Origin of the sequence: Helicobacter pylori (genome assembly GCF_011175115.1) — a bacterium.
Taxonomy (GTDB): Bacteria; Campylobacterota; Campylobacteria; order Campylobacterales; family Helicobacteraceae; genus Helicobacter; species Helicobacter pylori_DF.
The window spans coordinates 55125-71058 of sequence record NZ_SHOW01000004.1; the positions used below are offsets into that span (position 1 = coordinate 55125).

General features: G+C 39.3%; 12 protein-coding genes and 1 pseudogene. 1 reads left to right on the plus strand and 12 read right to left on the minus strand.

What is annotated here, in order from left to right; all coding sequences use genetic code 11:
• Positions 1–219: 219 nt before the first annotated feature.
• Positions 220–1272: a type II asparaginase gene (locus EXS92_RS05285; protein WP_165515780.1), complete on the minus strand. Its 1053-nt coding sequence runs from the start codon at positions 1270–1272 to the stop codon at positions 220–222.
• Between the two features lie 79 nt (positions 1273–1351).
• Here EXS92_RS05285 and EXS92_RS05290 point away from each other — a divergent pair, with 79 nt between their 5' ends.
• Positions 1352–2680, plus strand: coding sequence for an anaerobic C4-dicarboxylate transporter (locus EXS92_RS05290; RefSeq protein WP_165515781.1), 1329 nt, complete (start codon positions 1352–1354; stop codon positions 2678–2680).
• Between the two features lie 75 nt (positions 2681–2755).
• Here the strand turns inward: EXS92_RS05290 and sabA are convergent, their stop codons facing one another.
• From sabA to EXS92_RS05345, 11 genes and pseudogenes are all read right to left on the minus strand, one after another.
• Entirely contained in the window at positions 2756–4705 is a 1950-nt protein-coding gene (gene sabA / locus EXS92_RS05295) for a Hop family adhesin SabA/HopD (RefSeq protein ID WP_207633384.1), read from the minus strand.
• Positions 4706–4924: 219 nt separating this feature from the next.
• On the minus strand, positions 4925–5842 hold the full coding sequence (locus EXS92_RS05300; protein WP_165515782.1) for an outer membrane beta-barrel protein: 918 nt from the start codon (positions 5840–5842) through the stop codon (positions 4925–4927).
• The gene (locus EXS92_RS05305) at positions 5812–6798 is read right to left on the minus strand and encodes a tRNA dihydrouridine synthase (protein ID WP_165515783.1); all 987 of its coding nucleotides are present in this window, start codon (positions 6796–6798) and stop codon (positions 5812–5814) included. The genes EXS92_RS05300 and EXS92_RS05305 overlap by 31 nt, the downstream gene beginning before the upstream one ends.
• A gap of 91 nt (positions 6799–6889) precedes the next feature.
• Positions 6890–7906 carry a tRNA lysidine(34) synthetase TilS gene (tilS, locus tag EXS92_RS05310; RefSeq protein ID WP_165515784.1) on the minus strand — a complete coding sequence of 339 codons (1017 nt, stop codon included), beginning with the start codon at positions 7904–7906 and terminating at the stop codon, positions 6890–6892.
• Between the two features lie 35 nt (positions 7907–7941).
• Positions 7942–9009 carry an HP0729 family protein gene (locus EXS92_RS05315; RefSeq protein WP_165515785.1) on the minus strand — a complete coding sequence of 356 codons (1068 nt, stop codon included), beginning with the start codon at positions 9007–9009 and terminating at the stop codon, positions 7942–7944.
• An 8-nt stretch (positions 9010–9017) separates the two neighbouring features.
• On the minus strand, positions 9018–9323 hold the full coding sequence (locus EXS92_RS05320) for a radical SAM protein (RefSeq protein ID WP_033585364.1): 306 nt from the start codon (positions 9321–9323) through the stop codon (positions 9018–9020).
• Positions 9324–9414: 91 nt separating this feature from the next.
• On the minus strand, positions 9415–11121 hold the full coding sequence (locus EXS92_RS05325; RefSeq protein WP_165515786.1) for a LeoA/HP0731 family dynamin-like GTPase: 1707 nt from the start codon (positions 11119–11121) through the stop codon (positions 9415–9417).
• A pseudogene (locus EXS92_RS05330) lies at positions 11111–12922 on the minus strand (GTPase). The gene EXS92_RS05325 and the pseudogene EXS92_RS05330 overlap by 11 nt, the downstream one beginning before the upstream one ends.
• Positions 12923–13027: 105 nt before the next feature.
• Entirely contained in the window at positions 13028–14347 is a 1320-nt protein-coding gene (rimO, locus tag EXS92_RS05335; protein ID WP_165515787.1) for a 30S ribosomal protein S12 methylthiotransferase RimO, read from the minus strand.
• A gap of 1 nt (position 14348) precedes the next feature.
• Positions 14349–14810 (minus strand): phosphoribosyltransferase, encoded by a 462-nt coding sequence (locus EXS92_RS05340; protein WP_165515788.1) that lies wholly within the window; start codon positions 14808–14810, stop codon positions 14349–14351.
• Between the two features lie 8 nt (positions 14811–14818).
• Positions 14819–15928 (minus strand): pyridoxal-phosphate-dependent aminotransferase family protein, encoded by a 1110-nt coding sequence (locus EXS92_RS05345; RefSeq protein WP_165515789.1) that lies wholly within the window; start codon positions 15926–15928, stop codon positions 14819–14821.
• Between the last annotated feature and the right edge of the window lie 6 nt (positions 15929–15934).

Consider the following 15934-nt stretch of genomic DNA (forward strand, 5'->3'; position numbering starts at 1 on the left):
TTACTATTCTTTTTTAGGCACTAAGCTAGAATACCGAAGGCTTTATAGCGTGTACCTCAATTATGTGTTCGCTTATTAAAAAATCTCCTTTTTAAAATAGGGGGAGCTTCATCAAATCTATTTTGATAGTTATCAATATTTGATGAAAATAAAGTCAAAAACAAAATAAACCAAATCACCCAATTATCTTTGATAATTGGGTGATCTAAGAGAATCGTTTCAATACTCTTCAAACATTTCTTGGATTTTTGCCTTATCATTCGTTTTAGTTAAAGCGAGTTGTAAAAGCACCCTGGCTTTTTGAGGGTTTAAATTATCGCTTGTGATAAAGCCATAAGCTTTGTCATCAATCTCACCTGAAGTAACCTCACCGCTGCCTACCCTGCTAGAACGAACGATAACCACCCCCATTTGGCTCGCTTCTTGCATCGCTTTTAAAAACCCAACGCTCACATTCCCATTACCCACCCCGGCTATCACAACGCCTTTTGCATGCGAGTTTAGGCTCGCTTGGAATAAGTCGGGGGTCATGCCGGCATGCGTGTAAATAATATCCACTTTAGGCAAGGGGGTTTTTAGCTCTAAAAGGGAAAATTCGCTCTCTATCGTGTGCTTTCTTAAAGGCTGCATGTAATAGCGCGCCTTGCCGTAATACACGCTCCCTATCGCACCGCTATTTAAGGCTTTAAAGGTGGAAGTGTGGGTGGTGTGCGTTTTAATCGCTTCTCTAGCGCTAAAAATACTATCATCCATCACCACTAGCACGCCCTTATTCGCGCTTTTTTCATCGATCGCTACGCTCAGCGCGTTATACAAATTCAAAGCACCATCCGCGCTCAAAGAAGAAGCGTTACGCATCGCTCCCACTAGCACGACCGGTTTTGTGGAGTGTAAAACCAGGTTTAAAAAATACGCGCTCTCTTCTAAAGTGTCCGTGCCATGCGTGATGATAACGCCTTGAATACGGCTATCGTCTAGCAACTCTTGGGCGCGTTTAGCGAGCTTGAACCATATTTCTTCATTCATGTCTTGTGAGCCGATATTAGAAACCTGCTCCCCTTGAATGCGAGCAATCTTGTTGAGACTAGGGATAGCCTTAAGAAGCTCTTTGACACCCAACTCACCGCTCTTATAACTACCCAAGCTCGCATCAACGCCACTCCCTGCAATCGTCCCCCCTGTCGCTAATAAAGCAATGGTGGGTAAATTTTGAGCCATAACTTGCCCTTTCAAACAAAGTAAAAGAATCAAAAATTTCAAAAACATTCTCATTATAGACTACCTTTTGAAATTTAAAAGATTTTATAGTATAGTAAAACATCGTTAAAAATAAATTTAAAAAGGGTTAGTTGTGGATGCCTTTTTTCAAATTATCGTGTTACTTTTTTCGCTTTTTTTAGGGGCAAGGCTAGGGGGCTTGGGAGTGGGCTATGCGGGGGGCTTGGGCGTGCTTATTTTATGCTTATTTTTGGGGCTAAATCCGGGCAAAATCCCTTTTGATGTGATTTTAATCATCATGGCAGTCATTAGCGCTATTAGTGCCATGCAAAAAGCGGGGGGCTTGGATTACTTAGTCAAAATCGCTGAAAAAATTTTAAGGAAACACCCCAAACAAATCAACTACCTCGCGCCAAGCGTGGCGTATTTTTTAACGATACTAGCGGGCACTGGACATACGGTTTTTTCCTTGATCCCAGTGATTGTGGAAGTGAGCCAGAGCCAAAACATCAAACCCAAAGCGCCTTTAAGCTTAGCTGTGGTCTCCAGTCAAGTGGGTATTACTGCAAGCCCGGTGAGCGCAGCGGTGGTGTTTATGAGCGGTATTTTAGAGCCTTTAGGGGCAAATTACCTCACCCTTTTAATGGTTTGGATCCCTACGACTTTTTTAGCATGCATGCTCACGGCGTTTATTATGGGTTTTACTAATTTAAAGTTAGACAGTGATCCGCATTATTTAGAGCACTTGAAAGCGGGAAAAATTTCGCCCCCTAAAATCAAAGAAGAAAAAGAAAGCTCAAAAAGCGCGAAATTATCGCTATGGATTTTTATCGGTGGGGTTGTAGCGATCGTTTTTTATGCGAGCGCGATTTCTAAAAATATCGCTTTTGTTAGCCCGGTGGTTTTAGGCAGAGATCAAGCGATCGTGTCTTTCATGTTGAGCGTGGCAACTTTAATTGTGCTTTTTTGCAAAATTAACGCTAATGAAATCGCTCATTCAAGCGTGTTTAAATCCGGCATGCAAGCGTGCGTGTGCGTGTTAGGCGTGGCGTGGTTGGGCGATACTTTTGTGAGCAATCATATAGATGAAATCAAGCGATACGCTTCTTTTTTGATCGCTGATTACCCGTTTTTATTAGCCGTAGCGCTCTTTTTGGCTTCCATGCTTTTGTATTCGCAGGCTGCCACCTCTAAAGCGCTCATCCCAAGCGTGATCACCGCCTTAGGCATTAGCGCTAACCATACCGAGCATTTGTATATTATCGTGGCTTCTTTTGCGAGCGTTTCGGCGTTGTTTGTGTTACCCACTTACCCCACTTTACTAGGAGCGATCGCTATGGATAACACCGGCACCACTAAAATGGGCCGTTATGTGTTTGATCATGCGTTTTTGATCCCTGGGGTTTTAGTCGTGTTTTTGAGCGTGGCGTTAGGGTTTGTTGTCGCGCCGTTGGTTTTGTAGATTTCATCATCAACGATAAAAAGCTTGATGTTGTGCTTTTTTCTAAACCCCCCTTAAAAAAGAGGGTTTAAAGCATTAATAAGCGAACACATAATTGAGGTACACGCTATAAAGCCTTCGGTATTCTAGCTTAGTGCCTAAAAAAGAATAGTAATTGGTGTTAATGGTGGGGATTTTAATGCCTAGTTCAATGCCATGTTGCGCGGAATGTTCGCTGTCTTTTTTCTTAGCTGTAGCGAGATTGGTTCTCAAACCCAAATTGAACAAGAATTGGAAATTAGAGGTATTGACTTTCGCGCTATAAGGGTTATTGAACGCTGTCAAATTCACATATTGAGAATTAAGCCATGTCGTTCCTGCCAGTTGGATGCCTCCAAAAAGACCCACGGAGAGCTTGTTGTTCTTTCTTGTGATGCTATCGTTGATAATATTCACTAACAAATCGCTCCCACCGCCATAAGTCCATATATCAGAAGATGAATTAAAAAAGCTGGATTTGATATAGCCGTGGTTGTAATCAAAAAAGCCGTAATACCTTAATCCCCATCTTTTGCTTTCGCCAAAGAATTGCTTATAGCCCACTTGCACGCCAAGCCCGTTCAAAGCGCCGTTATTGTTTTGAGAGCTGATCATGCCCACTTTTTTAAAGGGGTTATTGCTCATCGCCGCTAAAGCTTGAGAAAGATTGGATTGCTGCTCTGGGTTGATTTGGTAGTTGTATTGGCCCGCTGCCGGAGCGTTTTGATCGTAAGGTAGTGTGATAATGTCTTTTGTATTGACTTGGTTATAGGGGAGTTTAGAAATCTCTTGGCTTAGATTATTGGCGTTGCTATAGGCTGTTACAATGTTTGCTTGATTGGATTTTAGGTTATAAACATCTCTAGCCACGCTTAAAGCCGAATCAATCCGATTACCATAATAACTCACGTTGTTTTTAATCGTTTGAACTTCTTGGTTTAAATTCACCTCCTGTCTGTAAGGGTTAGTAGGCGTTTTACCCAAATTGGGTATTTTCAAGTAGGCTTTCTCTAAATAGCGATACTGATCTTTAGGGATAGAACTAAAGAGGTTGAAAATGTCTTGAGCGTAAGAGATGACTTGCTTTTGGTTTTGAGCGAGATTGTAGATGTCTTTAGCGAATTTGGGGTTTGTTTGAGATCCTGTAGCTTGAGCTTGCAAACTAGCAGATAATGTGTGGTTACTTTGAGAAAGCGTAACCGCTTGTTGCAAGATAGGTATCATCGCTTTGATGTTGTTAAACACCGCGTATTGCGTTGGGTAGCCAGTGGAATCGATAGCGCCGGACGCGTTTGAAACGCCACTGATGACGATATTTTTCCACATCATAGCCGTCTTAGTGTTTGCGATTAAATCCATGAGCTTTTGCGCGGTTTCAAGAGCGCTGCTTACGGTTGAGTTTGGTTGGTTTGATGTTGAGTCTGTTGTGGCGCATCCGGATAAAGCGCAAAGATTGTTCGCTTTAGTGGTAGCGTTTTGTTGGGCTGCTTGGAGGCTTTCAGCGAGTTTTTTCATCTCATTATAAGTGGTTTCATTCATCGCACAGTTTTCAATTCCTGAGCAGTTGTTAATAATCGTTGAAAAAGGAGGGTTACCCTGAACGCTAGCGGCGTGATTCCTACTACCCACAAAAAAAGTGAAGTAGTTCCCCGCATAAAGACTCCAAAAACCCAATACCGAAGTGATAACGGCTTGCACGGCGTTAAAGATGGGCGATTGGGTGGTGCTGTTGTAGTTGTTGTTGGTAAAGCTTTTTAAATCGTTTAAAGAGCTATTGACCAGCTCAATGTTGTTGGCGTTTTGAATGCTTTGCTTCAACGAAGCCACTTGATTTAAATACTGGTTTAATTGCTCGTATTTTTCGTTCAAGTTTTTCAATTCGCCGGTGTTTTTGACCATTTGCACCGCTTCGCCGATTTGATAGCCCGCGCTCACAAAAAAGCCGTTGTCTTCAGCGTTTAAGAGCGATGAAGCGAGAGAGAGAGAGAGTAAAAAGGTTTTTTTCATAAAATGTTCCTTAAAGTAATGTTTTTGTTGTAAGAATATCATGGAGTGATAATATATTTACAATGAACCTAATTTTACTATAAATTTATTGGATTTCAAAAAAAAAAAAAAAAAGATTTTGGAGTATTTTAACCTATTTATCTTTGAAGTGTTGAATTTTGTAACGATAAAATCATCTTTTGAATTTTATCATCAGTGTTTAATGAGAACGAAGCCACACTAAAACAAAAACGCATAGCTGACAAAAACTTCTTTATTCCTAAAAACGCTGAAGTTTTGTCGGATCGTTTGTTGCTGCCACACATTGCTAAAGCCGAAGTTTTTCCAACTTTGCGCGCTCAAGCTGTAATAAGGGATTTTAAGCCCCACATTGAAGCGGTTGTGTTTGCCTATATACAAAGAGCCTCCAAAATTCACAAAAAACCCCCCACCCGCGGCAAAAAATTTATCGTCTTGATGGGTGTTTTGGTTTTGATATTGAGGACTCCACAAGATTGCGTATTCCACCCCACCCCCACCAAACACGCCTATTTTAAAAAACAGCATTTTTTCCGTTTTTAAAGCGAGTTTTAAAAGGGTGTCTATAGGGAGATTAACAAACACATTCACGTTCAAACCAAACGCCATGAAATGCCCGTTATTGAAAAGGAAATCTTGGGGGTTTGGGGTTTTTTGCAAAACTAAAGGGCCTTGAGCGTTTGAAATAGGATCATAGGTTTTAATCGCGCTTGGGTTATAATTCGCTTGGGATAAAAGGGTGTTACCCCCCACTTTTTGACCCAATTGCGCTTTAGCGTATTCTATATCCCCCCACACCCTTAAGCCTAAAATATGGTATTTATCTATGGCTATTTCATCGCCTATTTGCCCGGTATAAGACAAATTTTTACCCCCCTTATAATGGGCTTCTAGTTTCTCGCCATAGCACACGCTGCTAGGGCAAGTGGGGTTGTCTTTATAGGCTTGTTGCCACATGCTCGTGCGCGTGTTAGCCCCTGTGCCTAGCCTGAAACCCAAATAAATGTGGTTTTTCGTTTTAAAAAAAGGCGTTTTTTCAGCGGCATTGCCCCACAAAACCCCCAAACTCGCTAAAAAAATGAACGCTTTCAAACGCTTTTTTGATTCAATTCTACCCATAATGGCACTTCACTTTGCAACGTTTCTTGATTAAAAAATTCCTCTATGCTCTCTCGCATGCTCTTTATTTCTGTAAGGGTATTGACGCAGTTACGAAACGCGCTCGCTTGCATTTCGCCCTTAGCATAAGCATGCAAGTTTTTCCTAAACATAACCACCCCCCTATCCCCATAAAACTCCACCATTTTATCAAAATGTTCTAAAACCAGATCCTTTTTCACGACTGCGGGCAATTTTGTGGTGTTGTTTCTGATTTGCCAAAATATCCATGGGGCTCTTAAGGCTGCTCGCCCTATCATTAGCCCATCCGCTTGCGTGATTTGCAAGACTTCAAAGGCCTTTTTCACGCTGTCAATTTCGCCATTGGCTATCACAGGCTTTTTTAAAATCCCTTTCATTAAGGCGATGCTTTCATAATCTATTTTGTCTTTTTGATACCTATCGCTTCGTGTCCTCCCATGCACCACCACATAATCCACCGGCGCGTCATTTAAGGCATGAGCGATTTCTTTAGGGATTTTCTTTTCAAAGCCTAAACGCACTTTCACGCTTGTGATCTTTTTATTGGTGTTTTCTCTAATCACTTTTAAAATCTTCACCAAGTGGTTTAAATCCTTTAACAATCCACTCCCGTTACCATGATTAGCCACTTTAGGGGCAGGACAACCGCAATTAAAATCAATCCCACTCACATGATCTAAAGCGTTGATTTTCTCCACCGCTTCTTTGACTACGCTTTCTTTAGAGCCTGAAATTTGCGCCATGAAATGATCTTCTAAAGGGGATTTTTCTAACATTTTAGAAGTTTTATCAAACGCATACACCAACGAATGTGAGCTCACCATTTCGCTTGTGGTAACATCCACGCCAAATTTTTTCACCACGCTCCTGAAAGGCAAATCCGTATAACCTGCTAGAGGGGCTAGAAAAAGCCATTTTTTATTTTTAAAGTCCATCCGCTCTCATATTAAAGTTTTTGCTGTATTTTGACACAATCAAGGTTAAAAAGCGCTTTAAAACTTAGCGCTTGATTAAAATGAAGCTCTTTTATAGATCCATTAAACTTTGTTTAAAACGGGTTAAAAAATCATGCGTTGGTTGTTTTAAAAACTCTGCGTATAAAACAGGCCGTAAGCGTTTGGGGATATTCAATCTCCTAGCCCTGTCTTTAAAATCCTTTGGCATGCTTAAAGTTTTTGGGGGTTTAAGGGCGATAAATACATGCTCTTTATCGCTCTCAATGATGAATTTTTGAGCGATTTCTAGGCTAAAAAAATGGCGTTTGATTTCTTCTTTTTGAGAGAAGCTCAACACATACCCCTTTTGCTTTAAGATTTTATCCACCATAAACAGCGCATTTTGCGAATGCTTAAAAAAAGTGATCCCATGCCTTTGTGAAACGGGAATCAAAGGATAAAGCCGCTCTTTTTCTTGATCCAAAAATTTAAAACTTTGGATAATGCCCTTAGAATAATGTTGCATCAAGGTGTTAGCGTAATGTTTCCTGAAAAAATTGCGTTTGAATTTTAAAGAAGAATTAGAATCATCTTCAAAAAATTTCAAATTTTTAGCGAGCGTTTTAAGGGTGTCTTTAGGGGTGTAGAGCAAGGGGCGAACAATCGCATAAAACCCTCTTTTTTCATAGGCTTGAAAGCTTAAAAGCGTATTCAGTCCAGCACCCTTGCTTAATTGCATCAAAAACCATTCCAGCCTGTCATTCAAGTGGTGCGCTAAAATCAAATGTTTGTAAGAATGCTCTTTGATTAGGGTTTCAAAAAAGTCATAACGGATCTTTCTCGCTTGCATTTCAAAATTGCGCGCGATTTTTGGGGCGTAATGGATATAGCATTTTTTATGGTGCGTTTGGGCGAGTTTTTGAGCGTGTTGGATGATTTCAAGGCGTTGTTTTTGCGTGTTATAATCCACTAAAGCGATGTCAAAAGCGATGTTTTCTCCAACTAAAAGATGAAACAAGCAAGTGGAATCCAACCCACCTGAAAAACCCAATAAATTTTGACTCTCTCTTAAAGGCTCTAAATAATTTTTAAAATCTCGCGCTGTCAAATCGGTGCTAAACGCATGCTGAATGGGTTGCGCTTTTATGAAGTTTCCTTGTGGGTTAAAACGCCTTTGAGTAAGCTCGCGTCTTCTATGCCTAAAATTTCATTCCTTATTTTTTCCACTTCATTCAAACCTAGAGCTTTTTGATGAACGGCTTCGTTGCGGATGTTTTGAATGAGGCTTAGGCTTCTTGAAAAAGGATAATTGATGAATCTTTTTAAGTTTTCTTCTAAATGGTATTGGACTTTTTCGTGTCTGAGTAAAAATTTAACGCTCCCAAAATTAGGCTTTTGAGTGAAAAAATCTTCAAGTATCAAAGATTTTCCTTGGACTTTATAAGCTAAATCATAAAGGCTGGGATCTTTTTCGCAAGCCCTTAAAAGAACTTGTTTAGCAAAAAGATAAATTTCGTATTCTAAGGTTTTGGTGTATTTGACGATGATGCTGGTAAAATCATTCAAAAGATCGTTTTCGCTTTGCAAAAGCTCTAATTCTGCATGGATGATGTTATTGATGCTGTCAGGGTGTAAGAGGTAAAAAAGCCTTTTGCCAAAAACAAAACGCATGAAATTTTCTTGCATGGTTAAATATTCTTTACTTTTATACACGCTCAGATAATGCTTTTCATCGCCTAAAAAATAAGAACGCTCTTCTTTTAACCTCACCGGCAAAGGATAAACATAATTATTCCCATAAATGGCGTAAGTGTGGTTGTTTGGGGCGATGAAATTGGCTAAAAATTGATCCCTTAAAAGGCTAAAATCTTCCCTGACTAATTCCCTTAAATCGCTGATAACAAAAAAGTCTTCCACTTCCAAATTTTTTTCTTTATAATAGCTAGGAATCAAACCCTCATCAATCTCTTTAGAAACCTTTATCACCTTAGCGGCAAATAAATTAGCGTAATCGGTCAAAAAAAGCTGCAAAAAATTTTCTTCATTGGTGGCTTTGTAAATCTCTTCTAAGGAGTCGTGCTTTTCTTGATCGTTGAGCTTTGATCGGATTTTACCAAAGCCCACTTGGGATTTTTCTTGTAAAACGCTTAAATGTTGTTGGATGACATCTTTTTGATAGTAAGGGTTATAAAGGATTAAAAGGTGGTTCATGCCTTGTCTTATTTTAGGATTTCTTTGAGGTTTTGTTTGATCTCGTCAGGATTTTGCTCGTATTCTTGGATGAGTTCTTTTAAAATTTCAAACAATTCGTCAAAATCCTGTGGGTATTCTTTCTTAAAACCCACGATCAAATCCAAAGTCTTGCCCGCCTTGTTTGATGGATCGTTTTCGCCCTCAAGAGCGTTTTTTATATCCAAAACCATATTGGCAATGCGAGTGGTTTGCACAGGGCTTGAAATGCGTTTGAATAAAGAGCTTTTAAACGCGTTTAAAAGCTTAAGAGTTGGGCAAATTTTAGAAAACATCGCCTTTCCTTTAAAAGATTTAAAACACCGCTTACTAACCAAAAACTAGCAAGCGTTCTAGCGTTGGCGCATTCGGTATTTTAACACAAATTCAGTTCATGCCTCTTTTAGGCTCAACTTCTATAAAATCTTCGCCAGTTTGAATCCATTTTTCCAGTCCTTGAACGCACTCTTGCGTTTTTTTAACATTCTCTTCGCATTCTTGAATTGTTTCTTCCAGTTTCAACGCCATTGGGAAACATGTTTGTTTGAATCTGGTTTCATCGTTGATGAGATCCAAGATTTCTTGTTTTTGATTGTTAAAATTAGATTTCATTTCTTCTTTAGCTTTTTCAAGTTTTTCTATTTTTTGGCTTTCTTTCCAAAAATCCCATGCTTCAATAGCAAGACCGATAAGCGGTAAAGCTTTGTTCAAATTGCTTGCCAATTTGACAGCGCCCCAAGGTTTGAATTTCAAAGCCAAATCTATGCCTACAAATTTTCCCCCAGCCACTAGTGCGTCTCTAGCCGCTTTGATGCTAGTTGCATTGATAAAACCGCTTTGTTCTAAAAGTTTGATTCCAATTTTCCCCAATGCTCCGGCATGCTTTTCAAAAAAACTCATATCGGCGTTAAAACCAGTTTCAATTTTAGAGATTTCATTTACAATCCCTTGCGTTTGCCTTTCAAATTCATTTTGGACTCTTGTGTCTATAATGATACCTTCATCGCCTATTTCTCTAATAACAAAATCATTAAAGGTTTCTAGGCTGGTGCCAGAAACTTGAGCGATGAGACCGCTAAAATACCTCGTTATAAATTCTCTTAAATGAATGCGGGCTTGAGAAATTTCATTATTTAAATTTTGAAGATCCTTTCGCCTTTTTTCAATCATTCTATTCAAATATTCCATTTCTCTATTAATATCTTGCAACGCTTGTTTTGCGGGCGGCATTTGCCTATAGATAACATCTTGAATGACGCTTTTTTTAGCTTCTTCTGTAATGGTTAATTTCCCGCCATTTTCTTTAATCTTTTTTTGAGTCGCGTCTTGCAAGGCTTTGATGTGTGAGAGTTTTTGAAACTTTTCTTTATGCTTTAGCCAGTGTTCCACCCCCAAATCAAAAGGGTTTGCCGCAACAGCGACAATAATCAAACCCTCTTTTTCTTCTTCGCTTAAAGAAATCAGCTCATTCAGTCGGTTTTGAATGTTTTCTTTTTTGATCTTAAATCTTTTATTGTAATCTTCTTCATCTTCAATATCCGCTTCTTCATCAAAACGGCTGATGACAAATATCGTCCTGGATAAAAGATTGAGTGTCCTGAACAACCAGTTCAAATCGTCCTTATGGCTTTCTTTGATAGGGTTTGACGGGTTGAGCGCGTATAAAATGAGATGGGCTTCGCTGATATATTTTTTCGTAATATCTTTATAGCGTTCTATTTTACCGCTATCGGTTATTTTTTCTTTAAACCCGAATAGTCCCGGGGTGTCAACCAGCTCAATTTCATTATCAATGTCATAGATTTTAACTTCATCGCTGGATTCTTGATGGTCTATATTCATGCTCTCTTTGTCCAACCGCTCGATCCAAGCTGCCGCTATGGATGTTTTCCCTTCAGAAAAACCTCCCACCAACGCCACTTTCAGTTTTTGATCGGCAACATTTTCCATCGCATTATGGATCTTGTCTTTGAGAGACTCTTCAACCTTGATTCCGTATTCTTCCCCAGCATGGACAAAATCAAGCAATTTTTTAAGATTTTCTTGATTCCTCTTTTGATTTTTTTTAAATTGTTCTAGCGTTTCATTCTTCATTGCATGCTCCTTGTTTTGATATTATTAGATGGATACTATTAGAGATGTATCCTAATCTTTCATGGGCTTCTTTCAATTGTCTTTTCATGCGTTCGTAATTATCAACAGGTCTAAGATTGGCTTTGAGTTTTTTAATCTTTTCCCGTATGTCTTTTTTGCGACTTTCAAGTCGGCTTTTCACAGCCTCTGCAATTTTTTCACAAGCTTTATCTAAATTCTTATTCATTTCTTTTCTTTGTTGGGATCTTTTATGTCTTGAACTAAAAAGGTTCCAGATTGATCTGGCTATTCCAACTAATCCTGTAATAATCCCTGCGGTCAGAGCAAGCCAACCCATAGGATTCCAAGCGTTAAATATCCCAAGCAAACCCAAACCTCCTATTGAAGTGGCTAATTTTGTTTCATCAATACCGATGCACTTTAACATTGCTAGAGAATCTTTAATTCTTTCTTTAAATCGTTCAATATCTTCTTTTATCTGTTCATCAAATCTTTCTCCGCATTCTTTGAACCGCCGTTTTATGTTTTCATGCAATGTTTCAATTCCTTGAATGAGTTCATTTTTAAAAATTTCTTTACATTCCTCATCTTCAACACCTTTTTCAATACGCTCTTCCATTATTTCGCCAATACCAAATTTGAATTGATCGATTTCGTCGAGCGCTGAATTTTTCAAATCTGATATAAATTTTTCTTTAGAACGATCCAAATTAAAGCGAGCTTCTTATTGGTGTTCTTGTGTTTCTTTAATCCCTGGATCGATCCGTTTTTCAATCGTAATTTCGATCGCTTTTTGTAATTCTTCTACCACTTTTAAGGCTTTATTGCAGTTTGATTGAATGATTTTGGCGTGCGAGTTTTTAAGAAGCTCTTCGGCTATAAATTCTACTAATGGTTTGAAATGGGATTGATATAATAATTCTTCTGCTTTAAAATCTTTTAAAAATTTTTGTTTCTTTTTATCAAAATCAGTCTCTGGGATCAAAGCCTGTGAGAGGCCATAAAAAGCCGCTTGAGCGCTCACTGCTTTATAGCCCATGTAGTGTTTGCCTAAAATGTTTTTCATCTCTTTATTTAAAATTTTTAAACTTTCTTTTTCGCTTTCATTAACAAGTTCATCTTTTAAGGCTCTTGGGCTATTAATCGGTTTGTTGAAAATCGTCCATACCTCTGTTTGCGAAGCAAGCTGTTTTTGGATTTTTTCAATCGTCCCCCTTTTCCCTTCTTCTCCTTTTTGCGGAGGATTAGGCGTTTTGGTAACATAAAAAATAGCATGGGCTTTTTGCGTTGCGTTAGAAATCTGATCAATCACTTTTTGTTCGTCGCCTTCTATCCCTGGCACATCCAGCAAAACAAAATTTTGATGGTTGTATTGGAAAGAATAAGATTGTGTTTTTAAAGTGAAATCACTCATCCCATCGCCTATAATCGCTCCATCTTGGAATTTTTCTAGCTCCAAAAGAGCATGCCCGCTACCTCTATGATTTTTCTCTGCATAGAGCCGCCTGAAGCGCTCTTGTTGATCCATTTTGCTTCGTTCTTTAAAAAACATCCTCAAACATTCAATAAGGGTTGATTTCCCCACACCGGTTTCCCCATAAAAAGCAATGGTAAAATTTTCCCACTCTTCATTATTTTTCAAGCTTTCAAGCTCTTTTAAACTTTTAAGTTCTAATTGTTGGAATACCTCCAACGCTTCTTGGTTGAATCGCTTCAGTTTTTCATCTTTGTCATCAGCGTTTTTAAAAATACTTTGAAGATCTTTAATGTTCTTTTCTATGCCAAGATAAATGTTTTTCATTTTGCATGCCTCAAGCGGATTTTTCTTGCGCATTTTAACAAAAAAAACGCAAACCCCCACGCTCAAGGTGCGCTCTAGACGCGCTTTCAGCCTTATGACTAGCTTTTAAAAAGGGCTTAAAACCTTAGCGAGTAAGATATTGTCTTTAAACGCGCTAGGCACAATCGTGTAATGCCCGGGTTGTAAAGGGGTGGTTAAGGCGCTGTCATTGATTAAAATTTCCCCATCCACTTCAGGCGCCCACCTGAGATCCCTAGCTTTGTAAAAATACTCGCCCTCTTTATGTTCCACTAACGCCTTAATGGGCTTATTCAACAAAGCCTTAAAAGAATGGTTTTGGTGTTTTAAAGCGATTTTATTCAAGGCTTTAATGCGGGCGTTAATGATTTTTTTAGGCACTTTCTCCAAAGAATAGGCATGCGTGTTTTCTTCCGCGCTGAAAGCAAAAATATTCAATCTATCAAACTGAAACTCGTCTAAAAACGCGCTCAATTCTTCAAATTCGCCCTCATTTTCTTCCGGATGCCCTACAATGATCGTGCTTCTTATAAAGCTTTCCTTAACCTGTTTCATGGCATCTAAAAGCTTTAAATGGTGCGCTTGGCTGGAGTTGCGCCGCATCTTTTTAAGCATGGAATCACTGATATGCTGGATGGGCATGTCAAAATAATTTTGAAAAATAAGCGAGTCTTCAATCGCGCCAATCAGCTCTAAAGTGGTGCTAGAGGGGTAGAGGTATAAAATACGCGCGCTCTTTAAGGCTTGCTGTTTGTCAATCACTCTAATGAGCTGGATCAAGCCGTCTTTTTGCCCCTTATCGTATAAAAACGAGCTAGAATCTTGAGCGATAAAAGTCATATCCTTATAGCCTTTAAGAGCCAAATCTTCCACTTCTTTTAAAATGAAGTCTAATTCCCTGCTTTGCAATTTCCCTTTAAAGCTAGGGATAGCACAAAAAGAGCATTTTTGGTTACAGCCCTCAGAAATTTTAACGTAAGCATGCACGCTCGATCCCGTGATAATGCGCGCGTTATAATGCTCGCTTAAAAACACTTGCTCGCTGAACTGGTTTTGTTTTTTAGCGATTAAAATATCAATCTTGTCATAATCCCCCACGCCGGTAAAAATATCCACTTCAGGGATCAATTCTTTGATTTCATCTTTATAGCGCTCGCTCAAGCACCCGCTCGCAATCAAAATCGCTCCCTCTTTTTTGTCTTTAGCGGCGTTGAGAATGGTTTGGATACTCTCTTGTTTGGCGCTTTCAATAAACCCGCAAGTGTTGATCAAAATCACATCGGCGTTTTTAGCGTCATCAGTGAGCGTGTAGTTATAAAGCTTGCCTAACATCACCTCTGAATCCACCAAGTTTTTAGAGCAACCTAATGAGATCAGGCAGAGTTGTTTGTTTTCTTTAACTTGCATGTTAATGGCTTTTTAAGTTTTTCAAATCCACTTCCCAAAAGAAATCAATCCATTCAGGAGCGTCTTTTAAAAACGCATCGGCTTTGTATTTCGCGCTTGTTTTTTGGAACAAACTCGCGCTATAAAACTTTTTATCAGGGTGTTTGTCTTGCAACACTTTAAGCACCGCTTCTAAAGAATTACCGCTATCTACGATTTCATCTACCACTAAAATGGTTTTTAAATGATCTTTGATCGTGGGGATATTTTCAATTTTTAGGGCGTTTTGTTGCTTGGTGGTGTCATAAGAAATCGCATTGATGCCATAAACTTCCCTTAAATCCCAGTGCAAACTCAAAAAATGCGCTAAAGTCATGCCCCCTCGCATCACGCACACAAGGGCTTCTGGGATACCACAAATTCGCTCCACTTGTTTTACTAACTCTAGGCTGTCTTTCAAAAAGGCTTCATAAGAATAATGCATTGTGATCCTTAAATTTCATAATATTGCTTCAAAAAGGTTGTATTCGCTGCACCGTCAAATTTTCTTAAATCCAAATCGTTTAAGGCTAATTCTAGGGCGTTTAAAGCGTAAGTGCTTTTATAAACAGGAATGATCCCCATGTGGTTGATGCGAATGAGCGCGTCTTTATAAGGCTCTTGACCGCCCGCAAATTGCACCTGGTATTTTTCTTTCAAAAGGTTTCTCAATTCTTTGGCATGCTCATTAACAATCGTTGTCATGCTCAAGCTCGGGCTTTTAGGGAAAATCTTTAAACCGAGCGCTAAAACGGCTTTTTGAGTGGCTAAAGCGACTCGTTTAGTCTCTTGATAGAGCGCTTCAAAGCCCCCTAAATTCTGCACTAATTCAAAATAGCGTTGCAACCCTAAAGTGTGTAAAATAGGAGCGGTGTAGCTTGTGGTGTTATTCCTTTGGTTTTTCAATTCGCTATTCAAATTGAAATAAAACCCCACATTGCGTTCTTCTATGCGATCAATCGCCTTTTGGCTCAATGCGACTAAGCTCATCGCAGGAGGCAGCATGAACGCTTTTTGACTCCCTCCAATGAGCGCATCAACATGCGTTATTTCTAAAGGCTCAACCCCTAAAGCGGTGATCGCATCTACTATCACAAAAACATTTGGGTTAGTTTCTTTAATGGCTTGAGCGATTTTTTCTACAGGGTGTCGTAACCCTCCACTAGACTCGCATGCTTGAATGCAAAATGCATCAATGTTAGGGTTGGCTTTAAGCGCGTTTAATATTTTATCCACTTGAGCCGGTGTGTCCCATTCATAAACTAATTCATGGGCTTTGATAAAATGGGCTTTAGCGATCTTGCCAAACCTTTCGCCAAACTTGCCCGCATTAACAAAAAGCAACTCTTTTTGACACAAGGAAAGAACGCTCGCTTCCATAGCCCCCGTCCCGCTGCTGCTTAAAAGCAAAACTTCTTCTAAACCGGTCATTTTTTTAAGATTTTCTCGCACGCTTTGGAAAATCTTTTCAAAATCTTTGGTGCGGTGGTGGGGCATTGGCTGAGAAAAGCTTGAGCGCATCTCTTCGCTAATGGCTACAGGGCCTGGAGTGAAAAGCAACATTTTAAA